The 21,339-nt window shown below is 59.2% G+C and carries 23 protein-coding genes; 10 read left to right on the top strand and 13 right to left on the bottom strand.

Annotation, left to right across the window (positions count from 1 at the left end):
• Positions 1 to 37: 37 nt before the first annotated feature.
• Together BM194_RS10960 and BM194_RS10965 are read right to left on the bottom strand one after the other, a co-directional pair.
• The gene (locus tag BM194_RS10960) at positions 38 to 1,294 is read right to left on the bottom strand and encodes a type II toxin-antitoxin system HipA family toxin (protein ID WP_092846664.1); all 1,257 of its coding nucleotides are present in this window, start codon (positions 1,292 to 1,294) and stop codon (positions 38 to 40) included.
• Positions 1,291 to 1,665 carry a helix-turn-helix domain-containing protein gene (locus tag BM194_RS10965; protein ID WP_340148081.1) on the bottom strand — a complete coding sequence of 125 codons (375 nt, stop codon included), beginning with the start codon at positions 1,663 to 1,665 and terminating at the stop codon, positions 1,291 to 1,293. The genes BM194_RS10960 and BM194_RS10965 overlap by 4 nt, the downstream gene beginning before the upstream one ends.
• A 107-nt stretch (positions 1,666 to 1,772) precedes the next feature.
• Here BM194_RS10965 and BM194_RS10970 point away from each other — a divergent pair, with 107 nt between their 5' ends.
• The gene (locus tag BM194_RS10970) at positions 1,773 to 2,894 is read left to right on the top strand and encodes a PQQ-dependent sugar dehydrogenase (protein WP_244890939.1); all 1,122 of its coding nucleotides are present in this window, start codon (positions 1,773 to 1,775) and stop codon (positions 2,892 to 2,894) included.
• 77 nt (positions 2,895 to 2,971) lie between these two features.
• Positions 2,972 to 4,948 (top strand): polymer-forming cytoskeletal protein, encoded by a 1,977-nt coding sequence (locus BM194_RS10975; protein WP_092846668.1) that lies wholly within the window; start codon positions 2,972 to 2,974, stop codon positions 4,946 to 4,948.
• On the opposite strand, the gene BM194_RS10980 is transcribed toward BM194_RS10975, so the two are convergent.
• Together BM194_RS10980 and BM194_RS10990 are read right to left on the bottom strand one after the other, a co-directional pair.
• Positions 4,918 to 5,610: a L,D-transpeptidase family protein gene (locus BM194_RS10980; RefSeq protein WP_092846670.1), complete on the bottom strand. Its 693-nt coding sequence runs from the start codon at positions 5,608 to 5,610 to the stop codon at positions 4,918 to 4,920. The two genes, BM194_RS10975 and BM194_RS10980, sit on opposite strands and share 31 nt — an antisense overlap.
• Before the next feature lie 228 nt (positions 5,611 to 5,838).
• Entirely contained in the window at positions 5,839 to 7,353 is a 1,515-nt protein-coding gene (locus tag BM194_RS10990; RefSeq protein WP_092846674.1) for an NAD(P)H-dependent oxidoreductase, read from the bottom strand.
• Between the two features lie 235 nt (positions 7,354 to 7,588).
• Between BM194_RS10990 and BM194_RS10995 the strand changes: the two genes are divergently transcribed.
• Both BM194_RS10995 and BM194_RS11000 read left to right on the top strand, forming a co-directional pair.
• Positions 7,589 to 7,858, top strand: a complete 270-nt coding sequence (locus BM194_RS10995) for a helix-turn-helix domain-containing protein (RefSeq protein WP_244890940.1) — start codon at positions 7,589 to 7,591, stop codon at positions 7,856 to 7,858.
• On the top strand, positions 7,855 to 9,126 hold the full coding sequence (locus tag BM194_RS11000; protein WP_092846676.1) for a type II toxin-antitoxin system HipA family toxin: 1,272 nt from the start codon (positions 7,855 to 7,857) through the stop codon (positions 9,124 to 9,126). The genes BM194_RS10995 and BM194_RS11000 overlap by 4 nt, the downstream gene beginning before the upstream one ends.
• 10 nt (positions 9,127 to 9,136) lie before the next feature.
• On the opposite strand, the gene BM194_RS11005 is transcribed toward BM194_RS11000, so the two are convergent.
• Both BM194_RS11005 and BM194_RS11010 read right to left on the bottom strand, forming a co-directional pair.
• Complete coding sequence (locus tag BM194_RS11005; RefSeq protein ID WP_092846678.1) at positions 9,137 to 9,667, bottom strand: chromate transporter; 531 nt, start codon at positions 9,665 to 9,667, stop codon at positions 9,137 to 9,139.
• Between the two features lies 1 nt (position 9,668).
• A complete protein-coding gene (locus BM194_RS11010) occupies positions 9,669 to 10,232 on the bottom strand; it encodes a chromate transporter (RefSeq protein ID WP_092846680.1) in 564 nt (187 codons plus the stop codon).
• 179 nt (positions 10,233 to 10,411) lie between these two features.
• On the opposite strand from BM194_RS11010, the gene BM194_RS20645 reads away from it, so the two are divergent.
• The 4 genes from BM194_RS20645 (at position 10,412) to BM194_RS11025 (ending at position 13,356) form a co-directional block, all read left to right on the top strand.
• Positions 10,412 to 10,582 (top strand): hypothetical protein, encoded by a 171-nt coding sequence (locus BM194_RS20645; RefSeq protein WP_166670965.1) that lies wholly within the window; start codon positions 10,412 to 10,414, stop codon positions 10,580 to 10,582.
• A gap of 9 nt (positions 10,583 to 10,591) precedes the next feature.
• Positions 10,592 to 12,100, top strand: coding sequence for a sodium:solute symporter family protein (locus tag BM194_RS11015; protein ID WP_092846682.1), 1,509 nt, complete (start codon positions 10,592 to 10,594; stop codon positions 12,098 to 12,100).
• A 136-nt stretch (positions 12,101 to 12,236) separates the two neighbouring features.
• Entirely contained in the window at positions 12,237 to 12,617 is a 381-nt protein-coding gene (locus tag BM194_RS11020) for a nucleoside-diphosphate sugar epimerase/dehydratase (RefSeq protein WP_092846684.1), read from the top strand.
• A gap of 136 nt (positions 12,618 to 12,753) precedes the next feature.
• Positions 12,754 to 13,356 (top strand): Yip1 family protein, encoded by a 603-nt coding sequence (locus BM194_RS11025; RefSeq protein WP_092846686.1) that lies wholly within the window; start codon positions 12,754 to 12,756, stop codon positions 13,354 to 13,356.
• A 97-nt stretch (positions 13,357 to 13,453) separates the two neighbouring features.
• On the opposite strand, the gene BM194_RS11030 is transcribed toward BM194_RS11025, so the two are convergent.
• The 3 genes from BM194_RS11030 to glsB form a co-directional block, all read right to left on the bottom strand.
• Positions 13,454 to 14,026: a hypothetical protein gene (locus BM194_RS11030; RefSeq protein ID WP_244890941.1), complete on the bottom strand. Its 573-nt coding sequence runs from the start codon at positions 14,024 to 14,026 to the stop codon at positions 13,454 to 13,456.
• Between the two features lie 26 nt (positions 14,027 to 14,052).
• Positions 14,053 to 15,222, bottom strand: a complete 1,170-nt coding sequence (locus BM194_RS11035; RefSeq protein WP_092846688.1) for a zinc-dependent alcohol dehydrogenase — start codon at positions 15,220 to 15,222, stop codon at positions 14,053 to 14,055.
• A gap of 120 nt (positions 15,223 to 15,342) precedes the next feature.
• The gene (gene glsB / locus BM194_RS11040) at positions 15,343 to 16,296 is read right to left on the bottom strand and encodes a glutaminase B (protein WP_092846690.1); all 954 of its coding nucleotides are present in this window, start codon (positions 16,294 to 16,296) and stop codon (positions 15,343 to 15,345) included.
• Between the two features lie 119 nt (positions 16,297 to 16,415).
• Between glsB and BM194_RS11045 the strand changes: the two genes are divergently transcribed.
• The gene (locus BM194_RS11045) at positions 16,416 to 17,594 is read left to right on the top strand and encodes an acyl-CoA dehydrogenase (RefSeq protein ID WP_092846692.1); all 1,179 of its coding nucleotides are present in this window, start codon (positions 16,416 to 16,418) and stop codon (positions 17,592 to 17,594) included.
• Between the two features lie 233 nt (positions 17,595 to 17,827).
• Positions 17,828 to 18,442, top strand: a complete 615-nt coding sequence (locus BM194_RS11050) for a hypothetical protein (protein ID WP_092846694.1) — start codon at positions 17,828 to 17,830, stop codon at positions 18,440 to 18,442.
• A gap of 186 nt (positions 18,443 to 18,628) precedes the next feature.
• Here the strand turns inward: BM194_RS11050 and BM194_RS11055 are convergent, their stop codons facing one another.
• The 4 genes from BM194_RS11055 to BM194_RS11070 all read right to left on the bottom strand — a co-directional run bounded on the left by BM194_RS11055 (position 18,629) and on the right by BM194_RS11070 (position 21,215).
• The gene (locus BM194_RS11055; protein WP_092846696.1) at positions 18,629 to 19,648 is read right to left on the bottom strand and encodes a DUF3618 domain-containing protein; all 1,020 of its coding nucleotides are present in this window, start codon (positions 19,646 to 19,648) and stop codon (positions 18,629 to 18,631) included.
• Positions 19,648 to 20,082 carry a phage holin family protein gene (locus BM194_RS11060; protein ID WP_092846698.1) on the bottom strand — a complete coding sequence of 145 codons (435 nt, stop codon included), beginning with the start codon at positions 20,080 to 20,082 and terminating at the stop codon, positions 19,648 to 19,650. The genes BM194_RS11055 and BM194_RS11060 overlap by 1 nt, the downstream gene beginning before the upstream one ends.
• A 96-nt stretch (positions 20,083 to 20,178) precedes the next feature.
• Positions 20,179 to 20,712: a hypothetical protein gene (locus tag BM194_RS11065; protein WP_092846700.1), complete on the bottom strand. Its 534-nt coding sequence runs from the start codon at positions 20,710 to 20,712 to the stop codon at positions 20,179 to 20,181.
• A gap of 254 nt (positions 20,713 to 20,966) precedes the next feature.
• Positions 20,967 to 21,215: a hypothetical protein gene (locus BM194_RS11070; protein ID WP_092846702.1), complete on the bottom strand. Its 249-nt coding sequence runs from the start codon at positions 21,213 to 21,215 to the stop codon at positions 20,967 to 20,969.
• Positions 21,216 to 21,339: the final 124 nt, after the last annotated feature.

The raw sequence follows: 21,339 nt of genomic DNA on the forward strand, positions 1-21,339 counted from the left end.
CTGATCGAGGAAAGCTCGGCCTAAGTAGATATGTGCATCACTCGATGCGCCACTCGGGCTGAAGATTTCGCCAATGTTCCTTTAAACGTTGCTTGTGCTCAGGAAGCATGGGACTTTCGCGTAGCAAGGATTTCCATTGTTCTCTGGCTCGTTGCATCGTGTCATCGAGCGCAATGCGAATCGCCGGCCAAGGCACGCCAACGGCCTTTGCCCAAGCTTGGAAATCTTCGTGGCGAATTTGGTACCAGCGCTTTTGACCATTGAGATTCAGGGCAAATTCGTTCTCTTCCGGGATGTAGGCTTGCGTCATGACAATGTCGTAGGCGGGTGCCAGAACTGGTATGCGCCTGTCGGGATAGAGCAGGCTCCAGTTTTTCAGGTGGGCATCGCCATTGGCTAGAAGTATGTTAACAAGCAACCGTCTTGCGAACTGCTGCACGCTTGCAAGGCCATCTTCAGTATAATCGCGAAGCAAGCGACCTATCTGTTCATAGTTTGGGCCTTGGTATTTCTCATGGGGGTAGCGAAAGAAGACCTGAGCCATGTCTTCTGTATGGTGGCGCTCATGCATTCCTCTATCGAAGCGCTTGATGGCGTAAACCCAAGGCTCTGCAGGCAAGTTGATCTCGGGGAGCCCTTCCAGGTCATCTAGTGTTACCAGGCGTGTTTCAGGTGTTTCTATACCCACTACCATGGCAAGCCGCATGGCAGTGTATTCATTGACAGGGACGCCACGGTGTCGGGTCGAGGGTGTCTTGATGATCCAATCGCCCAGTTCATCGCTATGTCCAAAATGAAACCGTCCTTCCTTTTCGCGCATTGAAAACTTCATTTGGATACCCGCCAGTGAAAATCCACGGGTGGGCTGAAGCGTGCGCTTTATAGGAACGATGCTAGTTCGATGCTCAAGTAGCTGTTTTGGGATATCTTCGATGTCGAGAGGAATGGCGGTTATCGCGCCTGGCAAGTCTTGGCCCAGTTGTGCAAGAAGAGGAAATTCATTGTCGGGATGCACTTTCAAGCTTTGGGCTAGCCAATCACGCAATGCGCCTTCTGGAAGAAGATTGGAAAAGTAGGGGTGAAGCCTTTGTCGGCGGATCCAGGGCTTAGCCATGATTTGAGAAGCTTTGGGGAACCCGGGGCGAGTCGTCAGGGTAAATGTGTAGCGTGCTGGATCGCTCCGGTAGCTTTCACTGAAGAGCATGACAGTACGGCCACTTTGGTAGCCCGCAAGGTACCCGACATGCTGGTCGTGCAGCCGGATATCGAGTGCTTGTAGGGCGTCTCCCTTCATTCTCTTTCCTTAGACTCCGTGTTTCCTTGCTCTAGGTCATCTAGTAGGCCATGCCAAGGGTCTTCATCGGGAGCAGGTGGTGTCGGCTCATCCAGTGTCTCGTTATCTTCAAGCACTTGCCTGACGGCGTGTAGCTTCTCGCGCGGAATAAGCATGAGTTCAGCGTTAAGTCCTTGAGCAACGAGCTGCAACGAGTCAAGTCTCGGATTACCTTGGCTTTCAAGCCGCTGGTATTGCTGGCGCGACATGCCGATGCGGCTCTCCATGGCTTGTTGTGTCAAGCCTAGCTCGCAACGGCGACGCTTGATTTGGGCATGCAAGGTCATATTTTGCAACTTATAAGTTTCATTAAAAGCAGTATGGCAACACATGTGTTGCTATTCAATGCTGGATGCAACTTTCAAGTGTCATGTTGCTCGCTTGCCAAACCCGGCAAGGCGCATACCTTGAAGGGAACGACCCAAGCAAGGTGTTGACCATGATGTATGCACTCAAGTCATCGATCGGCATGGTGACGGCAGCCATGCTGGTGTCTCCGCTGGCGCTGGCCCAGCCGGACAGTCCCATGCAGACGCAGGCCGGGGACGCCAAGGTCGATGTGCTGGCCGAAGGACTCGTCCACCCCTGGGGCATGGCGTTTCTGCCCGATGGCCGGCTGCTGGTGACCGAACGCGAGGGGCGTCTGAGAATCCTCGATAGCGACAATTCGCTGTCGGACCCGGTCGAGGGCGTGCCCGAGGTATTCAATCAGGGGCAGGGCGGTCTATTGGACGTGGCGCTCGATCCGGATTTCCCGCGCAATAGCCTTGTCTATCTATCCTTTGCCGAGCCCGGCGATGGTGGCGCTTCCACGGCGCTGGGGCGTGGGCGTTGGGAAGATGACAGGATCCAGGATTTCGAGGTCATCTTCCGCCAGCAACCCAAGGTCTCCGGCGGCAATCATTTTGGCGGGCGTATCGTCTTTACGCCGCAGGGCACGCTGTTCCTGACCATGGGCGAGCGATTCAAGTTCGAGCCCGCCCAGGACCTGTCCAATCATCTTGGCACCATCGCCCATCTGAACCTCGATGGCTCGATACCCGAGGATAATCCCTTCGTCGGTCGTGAAGATGCCGAGGGGGCGATCTGGTCGTATGGCCATCGCAATATCGAAAGCGCGGCCATGCATCCCGAGACCGGCCAGTTGTGGATTGCCGAGATGGGACCACGAGGTGGCGACGAGCTCAACCTGCCCGAAGCGGGCCGCAACTATGGCTGGCCGGTGGTCAGTTGGGGCGAGCATTATAATGGCAACGATATTGCCGACCCGCCGACTCGGCCGGAGTACGCCGATGCCGCCGTGCACTGGACACCCGTCATCTCGCCGTCGGGCATGGCGTTTTATACCGGCGAAGCGTTTCCGGCATGGCAGGGTAGCGTCCTGATCGGCGGTCTGACCGCTCAGGGTATCGTCCGTGTCGATGGTAATGCCGAGGCTGAAGTCGAGCGCATTCCGTTGGGCACGCGTATTCGCGACGTGGAGCAAGGGCCCGAAGGCAACGTCTATGTGCTGACCGATCAGCAGAATGGCAAGGTAATGCGCCTGTCCCCAGTGGAATAATAACTAGTAGTGTTGATTTGTAACCCTGCGGTTAACGTGTTCTTCTTCTGGGCAATATCTTGCCCGGAGATTGGGGAATGGCGCATACGCCTGGGAGTGACGGCTGTACTGGTCAGCGCAGGCATCAACGTGGCGCGGCGCTGCTCGTGGCCTTGGTGTTGCTGTCCGTCATGCTGATGCTGGGCTTGTCCAGCATGAGTAACAGCGCCATTGAAGAACGCATGGCGGCAAACCAGCGCGCCCATGTCCTGGCCTATAACGAAGCCGAAGCCGGTGCAGGTGGTCTGTTTCGCAGACTCCAGAATGGCGAAGCGCTGGGGGGCGGTACGCCACCGCGAGATCTCCTCAGTGCGTTGCAAGCCATCGAGGCAGCGACCATGCCGGTGCTGACCGATTGCGATTCAACGCAGCAGCAAAAACGCAATGCACTGCAAAGCGCACGCGAGACCCTGGCGGAGGAACTCGGAGAGAATCAGTCCGGAAGCTGGCAAACGGGTATCAATGCTCACGGTGAGTCTGCCTGGGAACTCGTTCCCTACCCCGATGTAGTGCTATCGCTGGATGAAGCGGCTTGCGAGGAGACTGGCAACGCTCCGTCGCCTTACCTTCCGCTGGCGGACAATGAGGCGGCAGTCTGGGTGGTCAGCCAGGGGCGCTATGGCCAGGAAGGCGCCTGGGCCCAGCGCAGTGTCAGGACGCTGATCCGGTTGGCGGCTGCCGAGTCAGGCAGTGCAGTCAACGGCCTGATGACCTGTGAAGGGGTGGCGGTGCTGGGCAGTGGAATCATCGATAGCTACGACTCCGCTGAGGGCGCCTATGGCGGGACAAACCAGCGGAAGGCTAACGCCCTTGTCAGTAGCCAGGTGCACCAGGACCCGTCGGATCCCCGCTTCGATCCGCTGGATGGCAGCTACCGGGAAGAGCAGGCGGCCGTATACTTGCAAGGCAGTTCACCCATCTATGGGCGTGTCGAGAGTGCCGGCGGTGTGGCAATGACCGGCTCTGCCGAAATTCATGGCGATACCGTGGCCAACGCCAGCGTCTACATCAAGGGAGGAGGTGCACACCTCTATGGCGACATGAATGCCGTGTCGACAGTGGTATTGGCCAGTAGCGGTAGAGTGCATGGGAATGTCCGTACCAACGACAGGATCGTGACCCAGAACTGGAGCGCATGGATTGGTGGCGATGCCACGACGAGCGAGTTCGTATCCGTACGCACGCCACAAGACCAGGTGGGAGGGGCCCTGTCTCTCAGGCCTGGCGGGGCCGGGGTTGATGCGGTGGCGTCGGTTGCTACGCCTTCGGAGTGTGATTCACTGGGGTTCGGGGACGCGTCGACCGATCCTGTGTTGCTCCTCGATGCAGCCGGAGTCGTCAGTGGTGGACCATTGGACGTGACGAATGGCAACAAGGATTATCGGCTGGATGCGGCCGGCTTCCATCGCCTCGATTCCAAGGGCTTGGCGGAAACGCGCCTGGGACGAGCGCCTGTCGAAGTGGAACTCACGGACGGGCGCGAATCCCTGGCCGTGAAGTTCGATGACTTTTCGCTGGGGGGAAGTAACACGATTACCGTTGGCTCTCCCGGTTCGCCCGTCGACATGGTGTTGTACATCGACGGCTCGACGAACCTGGGCGGCGGGAGCCGTTTCGTCATCAGCGAAGGCAGTACCCTGCAAATGGTGACGACAGGAGCGTTCAACCTGGGGAGTGGGCTCGTGTTGGGCGATGGCAAGCCCAGCAAGACCGTGGACGGCAAGGTCGTGCCGATATTTTCACTCTATTCCAGCCATGATGACGGAGACGCCGCAAACGGTGTGATCATCGGGGGCGCATCGGCTTTCTATGGGCAGATCGTAGCCCCCTTCTCGACGATGGACGTGACGGGAAGCGGTGGGTTTTTCGGCGCCGCGAATGTAGACAATGCCGTCATTCGAGGCGCCGGTGGCTTCCATTTCGATGAGCGCTTTCTGGACATGCGCATCGCCCCGCCGGGAGGCGCCGGCAATGCGGTCACGCCTCATCTGGAAGCCTGGGGGGAAACCCTCTGAAAGGAGCGATTGGCCGGGCCATGAATCACCACACGTGTGCCGATTTTCACCCAGCGGTCGAGGGCGTCGATCTCGGCATTGGTAATGGCAATGCAGCCTTCCGTCCAGTCCATCCGGCTATGCAGGCGTGCGGATCGTGCGCCCAGGCCATGGATGCCGATAGAGCCGCCTAGGGCAGTATCGCCTGGAGGCGTGCCGTGCTGGCGCAGGTAGTTGCGATAGTAGGTGTAGTCGCTGGTGGTCATGAGGCCGTCGCGCCAGGCCTCTCGCGCAATGTCGGGGGTCGGGTAGTCGATGCCGAAGAACAGCTTGAAGTCGCTCTGGCGATTGACGTGACTGACGTGGAACTCACCGATGGGCGTCTGGCTGCTGCCCTCCATGCGGATGCGCTGGGCCCCGGCGTTACCGATGGCCAGATAGGGAATCAACAGCACTCGGGTGTCGCCACGATAGACGGCCATCTCGCGCGACTCCAGGTCGATATTGACCCAGACTTCATTGGGCAGCACAGCGGGTAATGGGGTGGCGTTCAATTCCGACCAGAGGGTGACGGAGCCGCTTGCTGCCGTTGACGGTAATGCTTCCACGGCGGCCTGGGCCGTCGTGACGCCGAAGAGCATGAGGGTGGCGGCTGCCAGGGCGCGCAAGTACTGCTTGGCCATGTATCACTCCGAGTGCGTGTGCGGTATGGCAATTGTTAGCGATGCTGGGATCGGGCGATATTTCGCTCAGCGCGCACTTTTGGCGGCTATTTGGTGGTTTGTGTTCGCGCTGGGGATCGCCGCGCCCAGATGGTACGCATTATGCGCCTGGTGTAACAGCATGAGGCGGGCTGCGGTCGTGTTGTCTGCGACGTTGGCTTCAACGCTGGGCTACGCCAGGTGGCTGGGCTACGCCAGATGATAGAAAGGCACAGCGACGAACCACACCATGTAATTGAGCATGACGAACATCAGTCCATCGATACGCCGAAGCCGATGGGGGCCACGCAGGAACGCAGCCCACAGCAGCGCAAGGCCCAGTGCGGCGTGGGGCAGTGCGAAATAGCTCAGCCCGTCGAACAGGCCTGCTGCCGTGCCGGCACGGTCGAATACCAGGGCCAACGCGGCAGCCATAATGGTAGAAGCTGCCGCCAGCGCCAAAGCCATGCGATTGCCAAAACGCTCGGGGAGGGTGTGCTTGCCGGCGAGGGCATCTGCCTCGCGATCGGGAATACCTGACAGAATGATTGCGGGCAGAATGGCGAAGAACAACGGCAAGGCCAGTGCCCAGGGTAAGACTGCACCAAGGGCGCCGCCCTGAAAGGCGAAGCCGAGCCACAGCACCATGGCGCTGTGGGTGAAGGCGACGTCGAGTTCGCCAAGGCTGCGATAGCTCAGTTTCAGCGGGGGCAGGGTGTAGTCCAGGGTGAGGATGGCGGCGATCAGTAGCCAGGCTGCCGAAGCCAAGGGCGCCGCCGTCGTCTTGAGCACCAGGCCGGCCGCGGCGAGGGCCACGATAAGCGTTATACCGATACCTCGGCGCATCGCGACGAAGCTTATATCGTGATCGACCAGCACACGCGAGCCGCCATTGAATGGTCCATGGTGGCGGTTCCGGCTATCACTCGGGTAATCCTGGTAGTCGTTGATGAAGACTGTGGCTGCCTCGAGAAAGAACAGGCACAGATAACCCCAGAGATAAGGTGCCCAGGCCAGGCCAAGTGGGGCCGCCGCCAGTGCGCCCAGGGTATAGGCCGCCCAGGTCATGGGGTAGAACTGCAGGCGTAATGCCTTCAGCCAGGGCCGGATCCCCTGCCAGCGCCGGCCCACGGGACCGTGCACGCCATGGCGCAAGGCAAATCCCCGCGCTCGGGCCCGTTCCAGCCACTCATGGCGCTGGCGCTGCGTCGAGGTACGAATCGATCCCGCGACCAGGGTGTGGACGGGCTTGACGCCGCAGAACCCCAACGTGGCATTGCGCATGGCATGGGTGCCGGGAGCGCGATACAGCCAGCGATAGATGGGCGGTGGTGTATCCATGGTGGTGATCAGCTGCGCCGACTTGCCTTGCCACAGCCCCTCCCATTGCGTAGCCCCTGGGCCATGAAAGCGAAAGGCGAAGCCCGGCATCACCAGCCGGTCCAGAAAGCCTTTCAAGAGCGCAGGCATCGTGCCCCACCAGGTCGGATAGACGAATACCAAATGCTCCGCCCAGACCAGCCACTCCCTGGCGCGTTCGAGATCGGGCTCGAGTGGTTGGTCCTCGGGCGATTCGACATGCACATGCGGGTCGAACTCGAGCTCCCCCAAGCTAAGCTGGCGCGTCTCGGTCCCGGCCTGCTCCGCGCCCTCTCGGTAGGCCTGGGCCAGCGCAGCGCAGAAGCTGTCATGACGTGGATGACCGAGAATGATCAGGACTCGCATGGCTATCTTCCTTGGGCGTGATTGTTTCGGCGTGGCATGCCGCCAGGCTGCATTCCTAATGTAGGTGCCGCGTTAGTGCCAAGCGAGCTAGCCTAGGTGGCAAGATTTTCCCTACAGGGATAAACAATAGCTGAAGTTCCCGTTGACCCCTTTATTTTCCCTATCGGGAAAATTACGTTGCCCATTGGCTAGTTGGGTGCTAATTTTCCCTATCGGGATAAATGGGTGCCAATCCATGAACATGAACCTGAAGGGCGCAAGGGAACGGGGCTTGGCTTGTTTGAAAGTCGATGACGCGATGAGTCTCGGCAAGTTAGTGCGTCAGGTGCGCAAGTCTCAAGGCTTGACCCTGGAAATGCTGGCAGGCCTATGTGGGCTGAGCATTCGCTTTCTCAGTGAGTTGGAGAACGGGCGTGAGACCTGCAGCTTCGTGCGGATCATGCGTGTTCTCGACACACTTGGCATCGAACTGCATGCCTGTCCACCGGAGGCAATGACAGAGTGAGTAGACACGATGAACTGTTCGTCTGGCGTGATGAGCATCGTGTCGGCACGCTTTGGCGCGGCGACGATGGCCGTTCGATGGGCTTCGAGTACGACGCCGAGTGGCAGGCGACGGGGCAGGCCATATCGTCCAGTCTGCCAGTGACGCAGAGCCTCTGGCCGCCCGAGGATGCTGTGGCTCATCGCTGGTTTGGTAACCTGTTACCTGAGGAGCAGGCACGAGACGCACTGATCAAGCGATTGGGTGTGCCGGACGACGATTTCTCGCTGCTGGAAGCGATTGGAGGAGATTGTGCCGGTGCCCTGGTGATTTTGCCGCCAGGCCGACAGCCGCAGCGAGACGGCGCCTATCAGCCACTTGCCCTGGACAAGCTGAGCCGGTGGGCAGCATTTCGCGAGCGCTATGCGTTGATGGACAGCGACAATGACGAAGCACGACCGCGCCTGTCGCTTGCCGGTGCCCAAGACAAGCTTCCCGTACACTGGCGGGACGGCACATTGTATCTGCCTACGGGCAGCGCGGCCTCGACGCACATTCTCAAGTTTGCCGTCGAGGGACGTGATCAGGTCATCCTGAACGAACTTTATCTGAACACTTTGGCCCGCCACGTGGGGCTGGCGTGCCCAGCCACGACCATGCATTTCGCTGGCCGTCATCCCTATCTGATGGTCGAGCGTTACGATCGTGTTGGACACGGCACAGCTAGCGTGACGCGCGTTCATCAGGAAGATATGTGCCAGGCCTTGGGACTGCCGCGATCCCGAAAATATCAGGCATTCAATGGCCCCAGGTTTGGCCAATGTGTCCAGACCGTCCGTGAGGCATGCCGTCCTGCGGCAACCTCTATCCAGCAGTTGCTGACATGGCAGATATTCAATGTCCTGGTCGGCAACAGCGATGGGCATGCCAAGAACGTGTCATTGCTGCAGGATGAACGTGGCCGCTGGCAGATAGCCCCAGCGTACGATCTGGTCGGGACGATCGTGCTTGGCTACCATGCGGATCTTGCCTTCTCCATAGGTAGCCAGTTCAATTCCAAGCAATTGCTGCCACGAGATTGGCAGCACTTTTCGCAGGAGTGCCGATTCAGCTACCCCTACGTCAGGCGGCAGATTCTGGAGATTGCCTCCAGGCTGGGAGAAACGAGCGACTCCGAGGCGTTGCGAAACGATCTGGCGCAAGCAGGGCTACCCGATAGAGGTTGGGTGCGTCTGCAGCAGCAACGTCAACATATCCAGCGCCAGTGTCGTAGAGCAGAGCGATGGTAAGCATTGCCGATCAGCCAAGGAATATGCCTCCGTAGATGACGGCGGCCAGGACGACGAACGCCGGATGAAGCTTGAAGCGGATCAGGGCGACGGCCGCGACCACGGCGATGATAGTCGTATGCAGCGGGCCTGGCCCTTCCAGTCCGGCCATCAAAAAGCCCAGTGTCAGCGCGGCCATCATCAGGGCAATGACCGGACGAACCCATTGGCTCATGCGCTTGACGCGTGGCGATTCGCGATGATGATATAGAATGCCCAGTGCACCCAGCATGAGAAGCAACGTCGGAACGACCGTGGCCAGGACGGCGATGATGGCGCCGCCGATCCCTGCGACATCATAGCCGACGTAACCGGCCATCTTGGTCGCGATGGGGCTGGGCAGGGCATTGCCCAAGGCCAGGGTTTCTGCAAACTCCTGAGCACTCATCCAGCCATAGCGGCCGACGACCTCGGCCTCGATGAGCGGAATGATGGCCGGGCCGCCGCCATAGCCGACGATATTGGGGATGAAGAAAGCGATGAACAGGTGCCAGTAGACCACCTTAGGCCTCCTTCTTGCGCAAGGCTGACACAGGCAGGGCCAGTGCCGTGGCCAGCAGGACACCGACCACCAGGGCGGGATGCACGCCGAGCCCGTAGATCAGTCCGCCCGTGACGATGATCATGCCTAGACTGATCATCCAGCCCAGGGTACTGCGCGACTTGCTCCAGAAATCCCAGGTCAGTTGCGCCATCATCACCATGACCACCGGTACGACTGCCTGCCCCATGCCGTGGATCCAGCCGATATCGCGGTAGCGACTGAACAGGCCAAGTAGCAGGATCATCGCCAGGATCATCGGCAGGATGACCGCAAGCACGGCGTTGATACTGCCCAGGATACCGCCGACCCGATAACCGATGTAGCCGGGCATCTTGGTGGCGATAGGTCCGGGAAGCGTGTTGGCAATCGCCAGGATATCGGCGAATTCCTCCTCCTCGAGCCAGTGATAGCGCTTGACGACTTCCTGGTGAACCAGTGGAATCATCGCGGGGCCGCCGCCAAAGCCGAGCAGGCCGATGCGCAGGAATGCCATGAAGAGGGAGCGTTGTGCGGTCAATGTCATTGTTGGATCTTGGGTTCGTGATTGCGGGAGCGGTAGGGTACGACACTGTTGGATGCCATCATTCGAAACCTGGGCGGCGTTGTCTACCCTGTTAGTGAATTCATGGGCTTATCGACGTAGGCAGCCGAGCCGCTAAGGGCTCGTGAAGCTTCGCCTGGCAATGCAGGGATGGGGAAACGATGCAGCGAAAACATGCAATCTGGCTGGTCCTGGGGCTCGTGCTGCTCAGCTACGTGGTTCCCTATACGCTGCTTCGGGACGTTCAGGCCTGGTACGGCAGTTTCCTGTTCTGGACGGTGATCGGCTTGCTCGTGATCGTCCTCAATGTCGTCATGACGCGGCGGTTCTGAGGGGGCGAGATGAGTGAAGCTTTGATCTGGACCGCCATTGCCGTTTATCTTCTGACGGCCCTGGTCATCGCGGTGCTGTCGCGCCAGCGCGGTGTAGCCGACATGTCAGGGTACTTTCTCGGTAACCGGCAGATGAACGGCTTCGTCTCGGCGTTGAGTTACAGCGCCACGACCTACAGTGCCTTCATGATGGTCGGCCTGGCCGGGCTGACCTACGCCGGCGGGGTGGGGGCGCTGGGCTTCGAGATCATCTATTTTGCCGGAGTGTCCCTGGTGGCCGTGTTCGGTCCACGTTTCTGGGCAGTGGGCAAGCGTTACGGGTACGTCACCCCCAGCGAGATGCTCGGCCACCGGTATGCCAGTCGGGCAGTCGCGGTGGCGGTCTCGCTGGCCAGTTGCCTGTTCCTGATTCCCTACGCTGCCGTGCAACTGTCGGGTATCGGCTACCTGTTGCAGGGCATGACCGATGGGGCAATCTCGTTCACCACGGGGGTTGTCCTGGCTACGGCGCTGGCCATCGTGTTCTCCCAGGTGGCTGGCATACGTTCGGTGATGTGGACCGACTCGCTGCAGGCAATCATGATGGTGATCGTCTCCACACTCGTGGCGTTATTGGTCATCCATGAGTTGGGTGGTTTCGCCTCGCTGTTTTCGACACTGGCGCAGGATAAACCGCAGTCGCTGACCGTGCCGGGCAGCGGTTTCTTTAGCTTCGTGACTTTTCTGGGCCTGACGATTCCCTGGTTTTTTTTCAGCCTGTCGAACCCGCAGGTCAGTCAGCGCCTGTACATGCCCTCGTCGCTGCGGGCGCTGCGCCAGATGCTGCTGGGATTCCTGGCGTTCGGCTTCATCTATACCCTCGTCTCGGTGCTGTGGGGGTTTTCTGCACTGGTGGCCTTTCCCGATCTGGAAACCGCCGACCTGGCGACCCCAGCGTTGCTGGGCTCGCCCTATGTGCCGCCCGTGCTGGGTGTGCTGGTCATGGTCGGGATCATGGCAGCGGCGGTGTCCACCATCGACTCGATCCTGTTGACGTTGTCATCCATGCTGGCGCGGGATGTCTATGCCAATCTCGGTACGAACGTCACCGAGAAGCGCCAACTGTTGATCGGTAAGCTGGTCATTCCGCTGATTGCGCTGGTGGCCTTCGGCTTTGCGGAACTGGAGCTGGGCCTGATTGCGGTGTTGTCGGTTGCTGCATCGTCGGGCCTGGCCGTCATGGTGCCGGCCATCATTGGCGCGTTTTATTGGCAACGGGGGACAGCGCTTGGTGCCCTGACGAGTATCCTGGGAGCCGGCACCTTCGTGATCGTCATCTATCTCAGCGGCAACTCGGTATTGGGACTGCCCGCCGGTGTGTGGGGCATTCCGGTCGCCACGCTGTTGTTCGTTGCGTTCAGCCTGATGACCAAGGCACCTGCCGAGAGGGCGCAGGAGTTCATGCGAGAGGCCAACAGCTACCGTTCGGCAGCGCAGGAAGCTCGCCGCGCCAAGGCGACGGCAAAGGTACGCTCATGAAACGAAGCGGTGATAACCAGAGCAGGGTATTCCGGGCAGGGTTTTTATACCGTTATCTTTTTTTGACTCTACTCAAAAATCACAAACAAAGTTAAACAGCCGAAGTGAATGCATCTTGGAACGTCTGAAACGATTCATGGCCCCGTGGCTGCATCGGGTTGGCAAGCGCGAATCGCGAAAGCGCCAGCCCGTGATTCTCTGCGGTCTGAATTATGAACACTACCGAATCCAGTCATTGATCAAACGATCGAAACGTTACGAATTGCTGGCTCTGATCGATGATTTTCCTTGGAATCATGGCACCCTGATCGATGGCGTGCGGGTCTACTACCCGAGTGAAGCCCTGTCATTGGCCAAGCGGCATGGCGTGGTGCGCGTTCTGTACCATGCCGACGGCGACTTGGCGGTATTCGATGATGACACGCTGTTGGCACTGGACGCGCAGGGAGTGGTGTGCAGCAAGATAGACCCGCACTACATCGATGATCTCGACAGCTACCTTGCGGGTCAAGCCTAAGCTCGCCGTATCCGACGACGCTCAGTTCAAGTGTGTGTGGCCATTTGTCACGCATGAGTATCCATTGCCTATACTGCCGTTAGGGGCAGCGGTAACAGCCGGTTGCCCGAATACAGGCGACAAGAGGTGGATTGCTATGCTGGCTCACGTCTGGGGATTGATGGCTCATCCGAATCGTGAATGGAAGCAGATCCAGAGCGAGAGGGAAACGATTACGCACCTTTATGCTCACCATGTGCTCTTGATGGCAGCAGTGCCGGTAATCTGCGCTTTCATCGGCACGACGACAGTGGGCTGGCACATCGGCGATACCCGACCGATCCTGCTGACACCCCTGGATGCCCTTGGGGCAGGCATTGCGTTCTATATCATCATCCTGGCAGCCGTCAGCCTGATGGGGTACGTGATACACCGCATGGCCCGGCGTTACTCGAGTCATCCCAGTCTCCGCCGCTGCGTTATCTTCGCCGGCTACGTGGCGACGCCCATGTTCCTGGCGGGACTGGTGGCGGTATATCCGCTGATCTGGCTATGCCTGCTGGCGGGCATCATCGGGCTTTGCTATAGCGCCTACTTGTTGTATCTGGGCATTCCGGCCTTTCTTGGCATCAGTCATGAGGAAGGCTTCATCGTCACCGGAGCGACCCTGGGCATTGGCGTATTGGTACTCGAGGCCATGTTGGCAGTGACTGTGCTGGTGTGGGGCTATGGCGCCCGGTGGCTGCTTGGGTCGGTCTGATCACTGTTTCCTAGGGCACTGGACAGCACTAGACAAGACGGGAGCCGGCAGTTGCCGGCTCCCGTTTGTCCTTCTCCTGATCCTACAGTCAGACACGTTACCCGTTGGGGCTACGCGTCGTGGGTGTGACACGTTCACCCGGCGATTTGGCGGGTGAAGGCAGGGCCGCCCGCATGTCCCGGGGTGTCTCGAAATCGCCGGCTGTTCCACGCATGGCCTCTGCCGGGCGTGGAAAGCCGCTTCTATCGCTGTAGTCCGGTGTGGGCCCGGCCTGGTAGGCGTAGCGCTTCTTGATGCGTGATGCACATACCAGATCCAGCGCAGTGATCGCGCCTACCGCAGCCAGGGCGACACCCACGTTTTCCTTCTTGGGGTTGTGCTTGTCGCGCAGCGCAGCGGCGAGCGCGGCAAGGTCCATGGCATCTCCGCCTACTCGTGACCAGAGCGCCAGAGACGGATTGGTGGACAGCGCGCCCACGCCACAGGCAATCTCGCGAGCGCCGCAGGCGCGTACCATGGGCTCGAAGCCTTCCATGCCCAAAGGCTCGGTCAGCTTGCGGGGCGCCAGCATCTTGTAAAGGCCCAGCCCGATGCTGAACCAGCCCAGGCCGCGCGCGAGACGATCCGAACCATGCAGTGAATGTGACATGTACGAATGCGATCTGTTCATGCTCTTCCTCCCTGAGCCATTGACGTTCACGGTTTGAGTACGACTTTGACGCAACCGTCCTGCTTGTTTCTGAAGATGTTGTACATCTCCGGGCCTTCATCGAGCCCCACGCTATGCGTGATCACGAATGAGGGGTCGATCTGGCCTTCATCGATGCGGCGTACCAGATCGTCGGTCCAGCGTCTGACATGGGTCTGTCCGGAGCGGACGCTAAGCGCCTTGTTCATCAACTGACCCATCGGGATCTTGTCGACCAGACCGCTGTAGACACCGGGAATCGACAGTACGCCACCCGGGCGGCAGACGTAGATCATCTCGCGCAGGACGTGGGCCCGGTCGTTTTCCATCCACAACGATTGCTTGACGCGGTCGTACATGGAATCAGGGGAGCGGGGCACGTGCGACTCGAGGCCCACGGCGTCGATGCACTTTTCTGGCCCTTTACCGTGGGTAAGGTCGTTCAATCGGCCAAGGACACTTTCCTCGTCGAAATTGAGGGGGATGGCGCCGCCGGCCTGGGCCATCGACAAGCGTTCGGGGACGTTATCGATGACGATCACTTGCTTGGCGCCCAATAGCACGGCACTGCGCACACAGAACTGGCCAACCGGGCCGGCGCCCCAGATGACCACGGTGTCCGTCGGCTCGATGTCGCACTGCACCGCCGCCTGCCATCCGGTCGGGAAGATGTCACCAAGGAACAGGACCTGTTCGTCAGTCAGCGTATCGGGCACTTGGATATGCGTCTCGTCGGCGAAAGGCACACGTACATATTCGGCCTGGCCACCGGCATAGCCGCCAGTCAGGTGGGAGTAGCCGAACAGGCCGGCACCTGCATGGCCGAAAACCTTGTCCGCCATGGCCTTGTTGCGGTTGGAACGTTCGCAGAGCGAGAAGTTGCCACGCCGGCACTGGTCGCATTCGCCGCAGGTGATCGTGAACGGGACGACGACCCGATCCCCGACCTTGAGATGCTTCACTTCGCTGCCGACTTCCATGACCTCGCCCATGAATTCATGGCCGACGATGTCACCGGACTTCATGCTTGGCATGAAATGGTGGAAGAGGTGCAGGTCGGAGCCGCAAATGGCGCAGCTACTGACGTTGATAATTGCGTCGCGCGGATCCTCGATTTCGGGATCCGGGACGGTCTCGTAGCGAATGTCGTTCTTTCCATGCCAACAAAGCGCTTTCATCGCTTCACCTCCGTGTAAACTCTCCAGACAACCCTACTCACCATAGTTCAGGGTGCGTCTACGTCAGGTAAGCGATGTTGGTGCTTCGGTTAAGCGGGCTTACACTCCGGCAAGCGAGGCTCAGCCCATGGGCGTGAATCGCAGCCCTGATACCAGGCCCTCGAGGGCATGCCGGCCGGCGATGGAATTGCCGTAGCTATCGAGCCGCGGCGACCAGACGCAAATGCTCATGCGACGCGGCAGAATCGCGACGATACCTCCGCCCACGCCACTCTTGCCGGGCAGGCCGACACGCCAGGCAAAGTCACCGGCGGCATCATACAGGCCGCATGTCAGCAGAAGGGCGTTCATCTGGCGTGTATGGATTTCGCTGAAGACCCTTGTGCCGTCGTTGGGGTTGACCCCACGATTGGCCAGGAAGGCAAAACTCTTGGCCAGTTCGACGCAGTTCATGGCCAAGGCGCAATAATGGAAATACGTATCGAGCACGAGCTCGACGTCGCTGTGAATGTTGCCATAGGCCTGCATGAGATAAGCCAGCGCTGCGTTGCGTGCCTTGTGGTCCATTTCCGAGCGAGCCACACGCTCATCGAAGTCGATCGTCGGCGTCGCGGCCAGCCGCCGTACCTGCTCGCGCAGCGTATGCTGAGGCATGACCAGGCGTGACGTCAGCATATCGCTTACCATCAGGGCGCCGGCGTTGATGAATGGGTTGCGGGGAATGCCGTTCTCGACTTCCAGCTGCACGATCGAATTGAACGCCTGGCCAGAGGGCTCGCGCCCGACGCGCGACCAGATCTCCTCCGGTGTCAGCCGCTGCATCGCCAGCACCAGGGCATGCACCTTGGAAATGGACTGGATCGAAAACGGGGTGCTGGCGGCGCCGGCGCATTGAACGCGCCCGTCGGCATGGCACACGGCAATCCCGAACTGGTCTGGCTCGACTTCAGCCAATGCCGGGATGTAGCTGGCAACTCTGCCTTCACCGAAGCAGCGAGGGGCCTCCTTGGCCAGTTGTTCGAGAAGTGCCTGTAGTTCTTCCTGATTGAGTGGCGTAGCGGGGGTATCAATCACATTGCCTCACGATGACAAGCCGGGGTGTTTCGTTCAGTCTAGGTAAATGGCCCGAGGGCGTCAGGCCAAGCCCAATGCCTGGGGACCACACGACGATAGCAGCAAGGAGCCCATAGACGATGAGCGCATTCCAGTGGCAGGACCCGCTACGCCTGGACTACAGCCTGACCGACGAGGAGCGGCAGATCCAGGACGTCGCCCATGCCTACTGCCAGGACAAGCTGCAGCCGCGTGTACTCGAGGCATTCAGGGACGAGCGTTTCGACCGCGACATTCTTCACGAGATGGGCGAACTCGGGCTATTGGGCCCCACTGTCGACGAGAAGTATGGCGGCGCCGGTATCGGGCACGTCGGCTACGGTCTGATCGCGCGGGAAGTCGAACGTGTCGATTCCGGCTATCGGTCGGCGATGAGCGTGCAGTCCTCTCTGGTCATGTACCCGATCGAGACTTATGGCAGCGAGGCGCAGAAACAGCGCTACCTCCCTGGCCTGGCGCGTGGCGAACTGGTGGGGTGCTTTGGCCTGACCGAGCCGGACGCCGGGTCCGATCCTGGCAGCATGCGTAGCCGGGCGCGCAAGGTCGAAGGAGGCTACAGCCTGTCGGGGCAGAAGATGTGGATCACCAATAGCCCCATCGCCGACCTGGCCATCGTCTGGGCCAAGTCGGAGGTGCATGACGGCAAGATCAAGGGGTTCATCGTCGAACGTGACACGCCGGGGTTCAGCACGCCGCTCATCCAGGGGAAACACTCCTTGCGCGCGTCGGTCACCGGTGAAATCGTGCTCGATGATGCGTTCGTCCCGGAGGACGCGTTATTGCCGGATGCCAGCGGCCTGGCTGGTCCGTTTGGTTGTCTCAACAAGGCCCGTTACGGCATTGCCTGGGGGGCGATGGGCGCGGCAGAGTTCTGCTGGCATGCAGCGCGCCAATATACGCTGGATCGCCATCAGTTCGGTCGTCCGCTGGCCGCCAATCAGCTCATCCAGCTCAAGCTGGCCGACATGCAGACGGATATTGCTCTTGGCCTGCAGGCCTGCCTGCAGGTTGGCAGGCTGCTCGATGCCGGTGAGGCTGCATCGGAGATGATCTCGCTAATCAAGCGCAACAATGCGGGAAAAGCGCTGAATGTCGCCAGGCTTGCCAGAGACATGCATGGAGGAAACGGGATTTCCGAAGCCTATGGTGTCATGCGCCATATGCTGAATCTGGAAACGGTGAACACCTACGAAGGGACACACGATGTGCATGCGCTGATACTCGGCCGGGCACAGACAGGGCTGCAAGCCTTCTGTTAGCGGGCATATTGAATCACCTGGAGCGCGTCGTGACCGATGGGTATGTTCTTGATCTTTGGTTTAACGCTTTTTTATTAGTGTGTTTGGTCAAGGTAATTCGTGTTTTCTTTTTGATAAATCAAATAACATGAAAGGTAAGTTTGTTTTCTTTTATTTGTTTTATGACCTTCTAGCTTGAGTAGGGAGTAAATGCCTTGAAGGCATTTGCTGGATACGCTGATCAAGGAGGAAACATGTTCAAGCGCCTACTCATCACAGCAGCCATTTCATCCGTTTTCGCGACGGGAGCCGCAACTGCCCAGCAATGGGATGAAGGGCAAAACTATAATCAGTATCGCCAAGGTAACGGCCAGCCATCCTACAACCAAGGCTGGGATAGCCAGAACTATGGCAATCAAGGCCAAGGCAATCAGAACTGGGGCCAAGGCAATCAAGGCGGCAATCAGGGCTGGAGCCAAGGCAATCCCAATTGGAGCCAGAACAACCAGGGCAATCAAGGTAACCAGCGCTGGAATCAGGGAAATAACCAGGGCGGCCAGATGGGGGGCCAGGGTACCCAGATCACTAGCCCTGACCAGTTGATGCAATACATCTATGTCCGTGGCTACATGGAAGGTAAAGAAGAAGGCATCCAGCAAGGGCTGATCCGCGGCTATCAGCAAGGCTATATTCAGGGGCTTCAGCAGGCCGCCCAGCAGAGCCGGCAAGGCGATGGCAATTTCCACAAGTATCGCCAGGGCAGCAACCAGCGCCAAGGTGGCCAGAGCGGCTCGGGGATGCAGGATCAAAGCGGTTCCGCGTCGGGCTCATCTTCGCAGCCAGGCTCAAACTCCGAGGAAAGCCAATAACACAATGGCTACCTGCTTTTCTGGAAGTGTACGAAAAGGTGCGGCGTGACCGCACCTTTTTTCATGGCTGGGCTGGCAACAATATGACTGATGCAGTGAGCCATTGTAGAAAACAAAAAGAAAGGCCAGCAGAGCCGGCCTTTCCTGTGTTCCTTCCACCTAGATCTTCAGATCAAAAGTACGAGCTTAGCCGCCCCGTGTCGGCGAATGGTCGCTGCCAGAGCTGCCAGAGTTAGCAGTGCCGGAATCGGACGAAGACGTGTCGCGTTCCGAGGCCTCACTACTGCGATCCGATGGTGAACCGGCCTTGGCCTGTTCCGCCTTCTCATGCACCTTATGCTGCGCCATGTCGGCCTGATGTCGACCTGCTTCAGCAGCCTTGTGCACGGCGCGGTCGCGATAGCGTCCTATCCGCTCGTTTTCGACGCGAGTCGAAGGGAACATGCTACCCAAGGCTGCGCCAATCGCGACACCAATGGCGCCCGCTACGATAGGGTGCTCCTGAATGAAGTTCAGGGATTGTTCTCCGGCACCTTGAGCGCGGTAACCGGCATTACGCATGGCGGCCTGTGAACTGCCACGGGCATGCGAGGCGCGTTCGCGAAACGTACTACTCATATGCTGTGCTCTCCCTTTCACATTCTCGGTCATATGTCGTGCTTTCTCCTTGCCGACATTCCAGCGTCCCTTTTGCTCCGCCTGGGGAGGGTCCTCGCCCACGGGCGGCGTGGCCGACGAATAAGTGGCCGATGCCCCCACCGACGCAGGATCCTTGCCGGTCGATGTCGTGCCGGCGCCTGTCGTTTCCGGTCCGGTGGCACTGGCCCCGACACTGCGACGCGGTGGTTCCATCGGCTCGGCGGGTAGTGTCGATGGCTGGGCCACGGGCAGGGGGGCGTCGGCCTGCGGTACGGGCAAATTGGTATGCTCCGCCTTGCGTTTGGCACTGTATTGGGACACGGCCAACCATCCCAGGCCAATGCCGGTGAGCATGACAGGCAGGGGATTACGCTTTACTGTCTGCCCGACGCGGCTCACCACGTCGTTGGCCCCGCCTTGACGAACGTAATCGAAGGCAGAATCCACCCAGTGCTGAGGGGACAGCCGGGCTTCCAGTTCATGCAGGGTGTCATCGAGACGCGCCCGGGTTTCGTAGATGTCGTTCTCGATCTCTTCAGGGCTGCGACGTGCGTTGTGCTCGCTCATTACACTTGCTCCTTGGCCCGGTGCTCATGCTGTCTGGCAAGCTCTCTATCGTTACGGAAGCTGGCCATAGTCCTGTTGGGCATCAGGTTCTGCGTTTTCAGCTTCTTGCGCCCGCTTTGCAGCATGATGAGCCCGATAATGACCACCACGCCACCCACGATCAGCGCAGAAAGCCAGGGGGTGGTTTGTGGCGGAAGGACGGTATTCAAGCCGAAGACAGCAGCCGCGAGCAGGACCAGAAAACCGCTGAGCAGGATGGCACCGGCTGCCGCTATCGAGCCGACGCCACTGGCGGCTTGAGATCCTTTCTCGCCGATCTCTGCCTTGGCCAGTTCGATTTCCTTGCGGACGAGGGAAGTCACCTCCTGAGTCAGGCTCGACAGCAGTGACCCGATCGAGGTGGTTCCCGTTCTGCTTCTGTTTTCTTCGTCCATGGTGGCAGTCTCCCTAATTGATGCAGTTAAAGGGCCTGAGCCGCGTCAGGTCAGGATAGGCGATTGCCTTGCGTTATCGTGGGGATAGCGCATCGGTCAATAGGGAGTCGTGTCGTAGCCACCGGGTTGCGACGTGGATTGTTGATAGCGCTGCTGTGTCTGACGTTCGTTGGAGCTACGCAGGAAACGCGCCAGCAGGAAACCGGCAGCGACCGCACCACCGAAATACAGAGCCGGTTGGCGACGGCTATAGTCCTGAGCCTGCTCGATCAGTCCGCCCAAATCCTTTTCGCGCAGGCGCTGGGAAAGGTTGTCGGTGCAGCTTGCGACGTCATTGGCATAGCCCGAGAACAGGGGCTGCTCCTGGTCGTCAAACTCGTCTGCCATCTTGCGAAACGCGGAAGAAATCTTTTCCGCCTGATCAGCGGCCGCATCGCGTTGCTGGCTGAAAAGACCTTCAGCCTGCTGGCGTGCTGCGCCCTTGATCTCGTGTGCGGTTTCGCGTCCCCGCTGCTTGAGTTCATCCCGCTGCGAAGACTCACCTCCCGAGGCGGTTGGTCCACTGCCGCCATCGGCACCATTGTCATAGGCAGGTAAGTTTGGGTTAACGCGCTTTTCCGGATCGACCATATGACACCTCCATGTTTCGTGACGTTAAATAACGTTGCGGAATCGGCTTCCTGGTTGCCTTGCCAGAGCGAAATTTCGTCCGCTTCATTTCGAAAAATAGTTCCCGTAACAGTGCTGTCAATGTTCTTTTTTATCGCTGCGCAATGAGCCAAAGCAAACCCTATCTATAAGAATCAAGAGAAAAATGTCCTTGGTCAAATGCTCCGGCAAGCAACACGCAACGAACCGATGGAAGTAAGCGAACGATGCCTTGATCAGGACACGATCCTGAGCACGTTGCGCCAACTGAAATGCTGGTCCTTCATCCTACTATCCTCGTTGAGCGGACGATGATCGAGCGGATCCGGTGCAACCTGATCGCCCTTGTAGTGGCCTTCGCTCACGACCTCGGTTATCTCCAGTACGATGACGCGGTGGCCGATCGCCGCCCCGACTTCGACTCTCTGGCCTACCTGAAGGTCTCGGGCGTCGCCTAGCGGTGGTTTCCTTTCCTGGTACAACATGTTGGCTGCCTCCTTGCTGCCTTCTGGTTGCAGCGTAGGTCATCCATCGGCACGCTGGTAACGGCTTGTGCTCGAAATCACCTATCGGATGGCTATGCTGTTCAGGAGCAATTGTCGATAGCGG

The sequence above is a fragment of the Modicisalibacter xianhensis genome, from assembly GCF_900113605.1.
GTDB classification, from domain to species: domain Bacteria; phylum Pseudomonadota; class Gammaproteobacteria; order Pseudomonadales; family Halomonadaceae; genus Modicisalibacter; species Modicisalibacter xianhensis.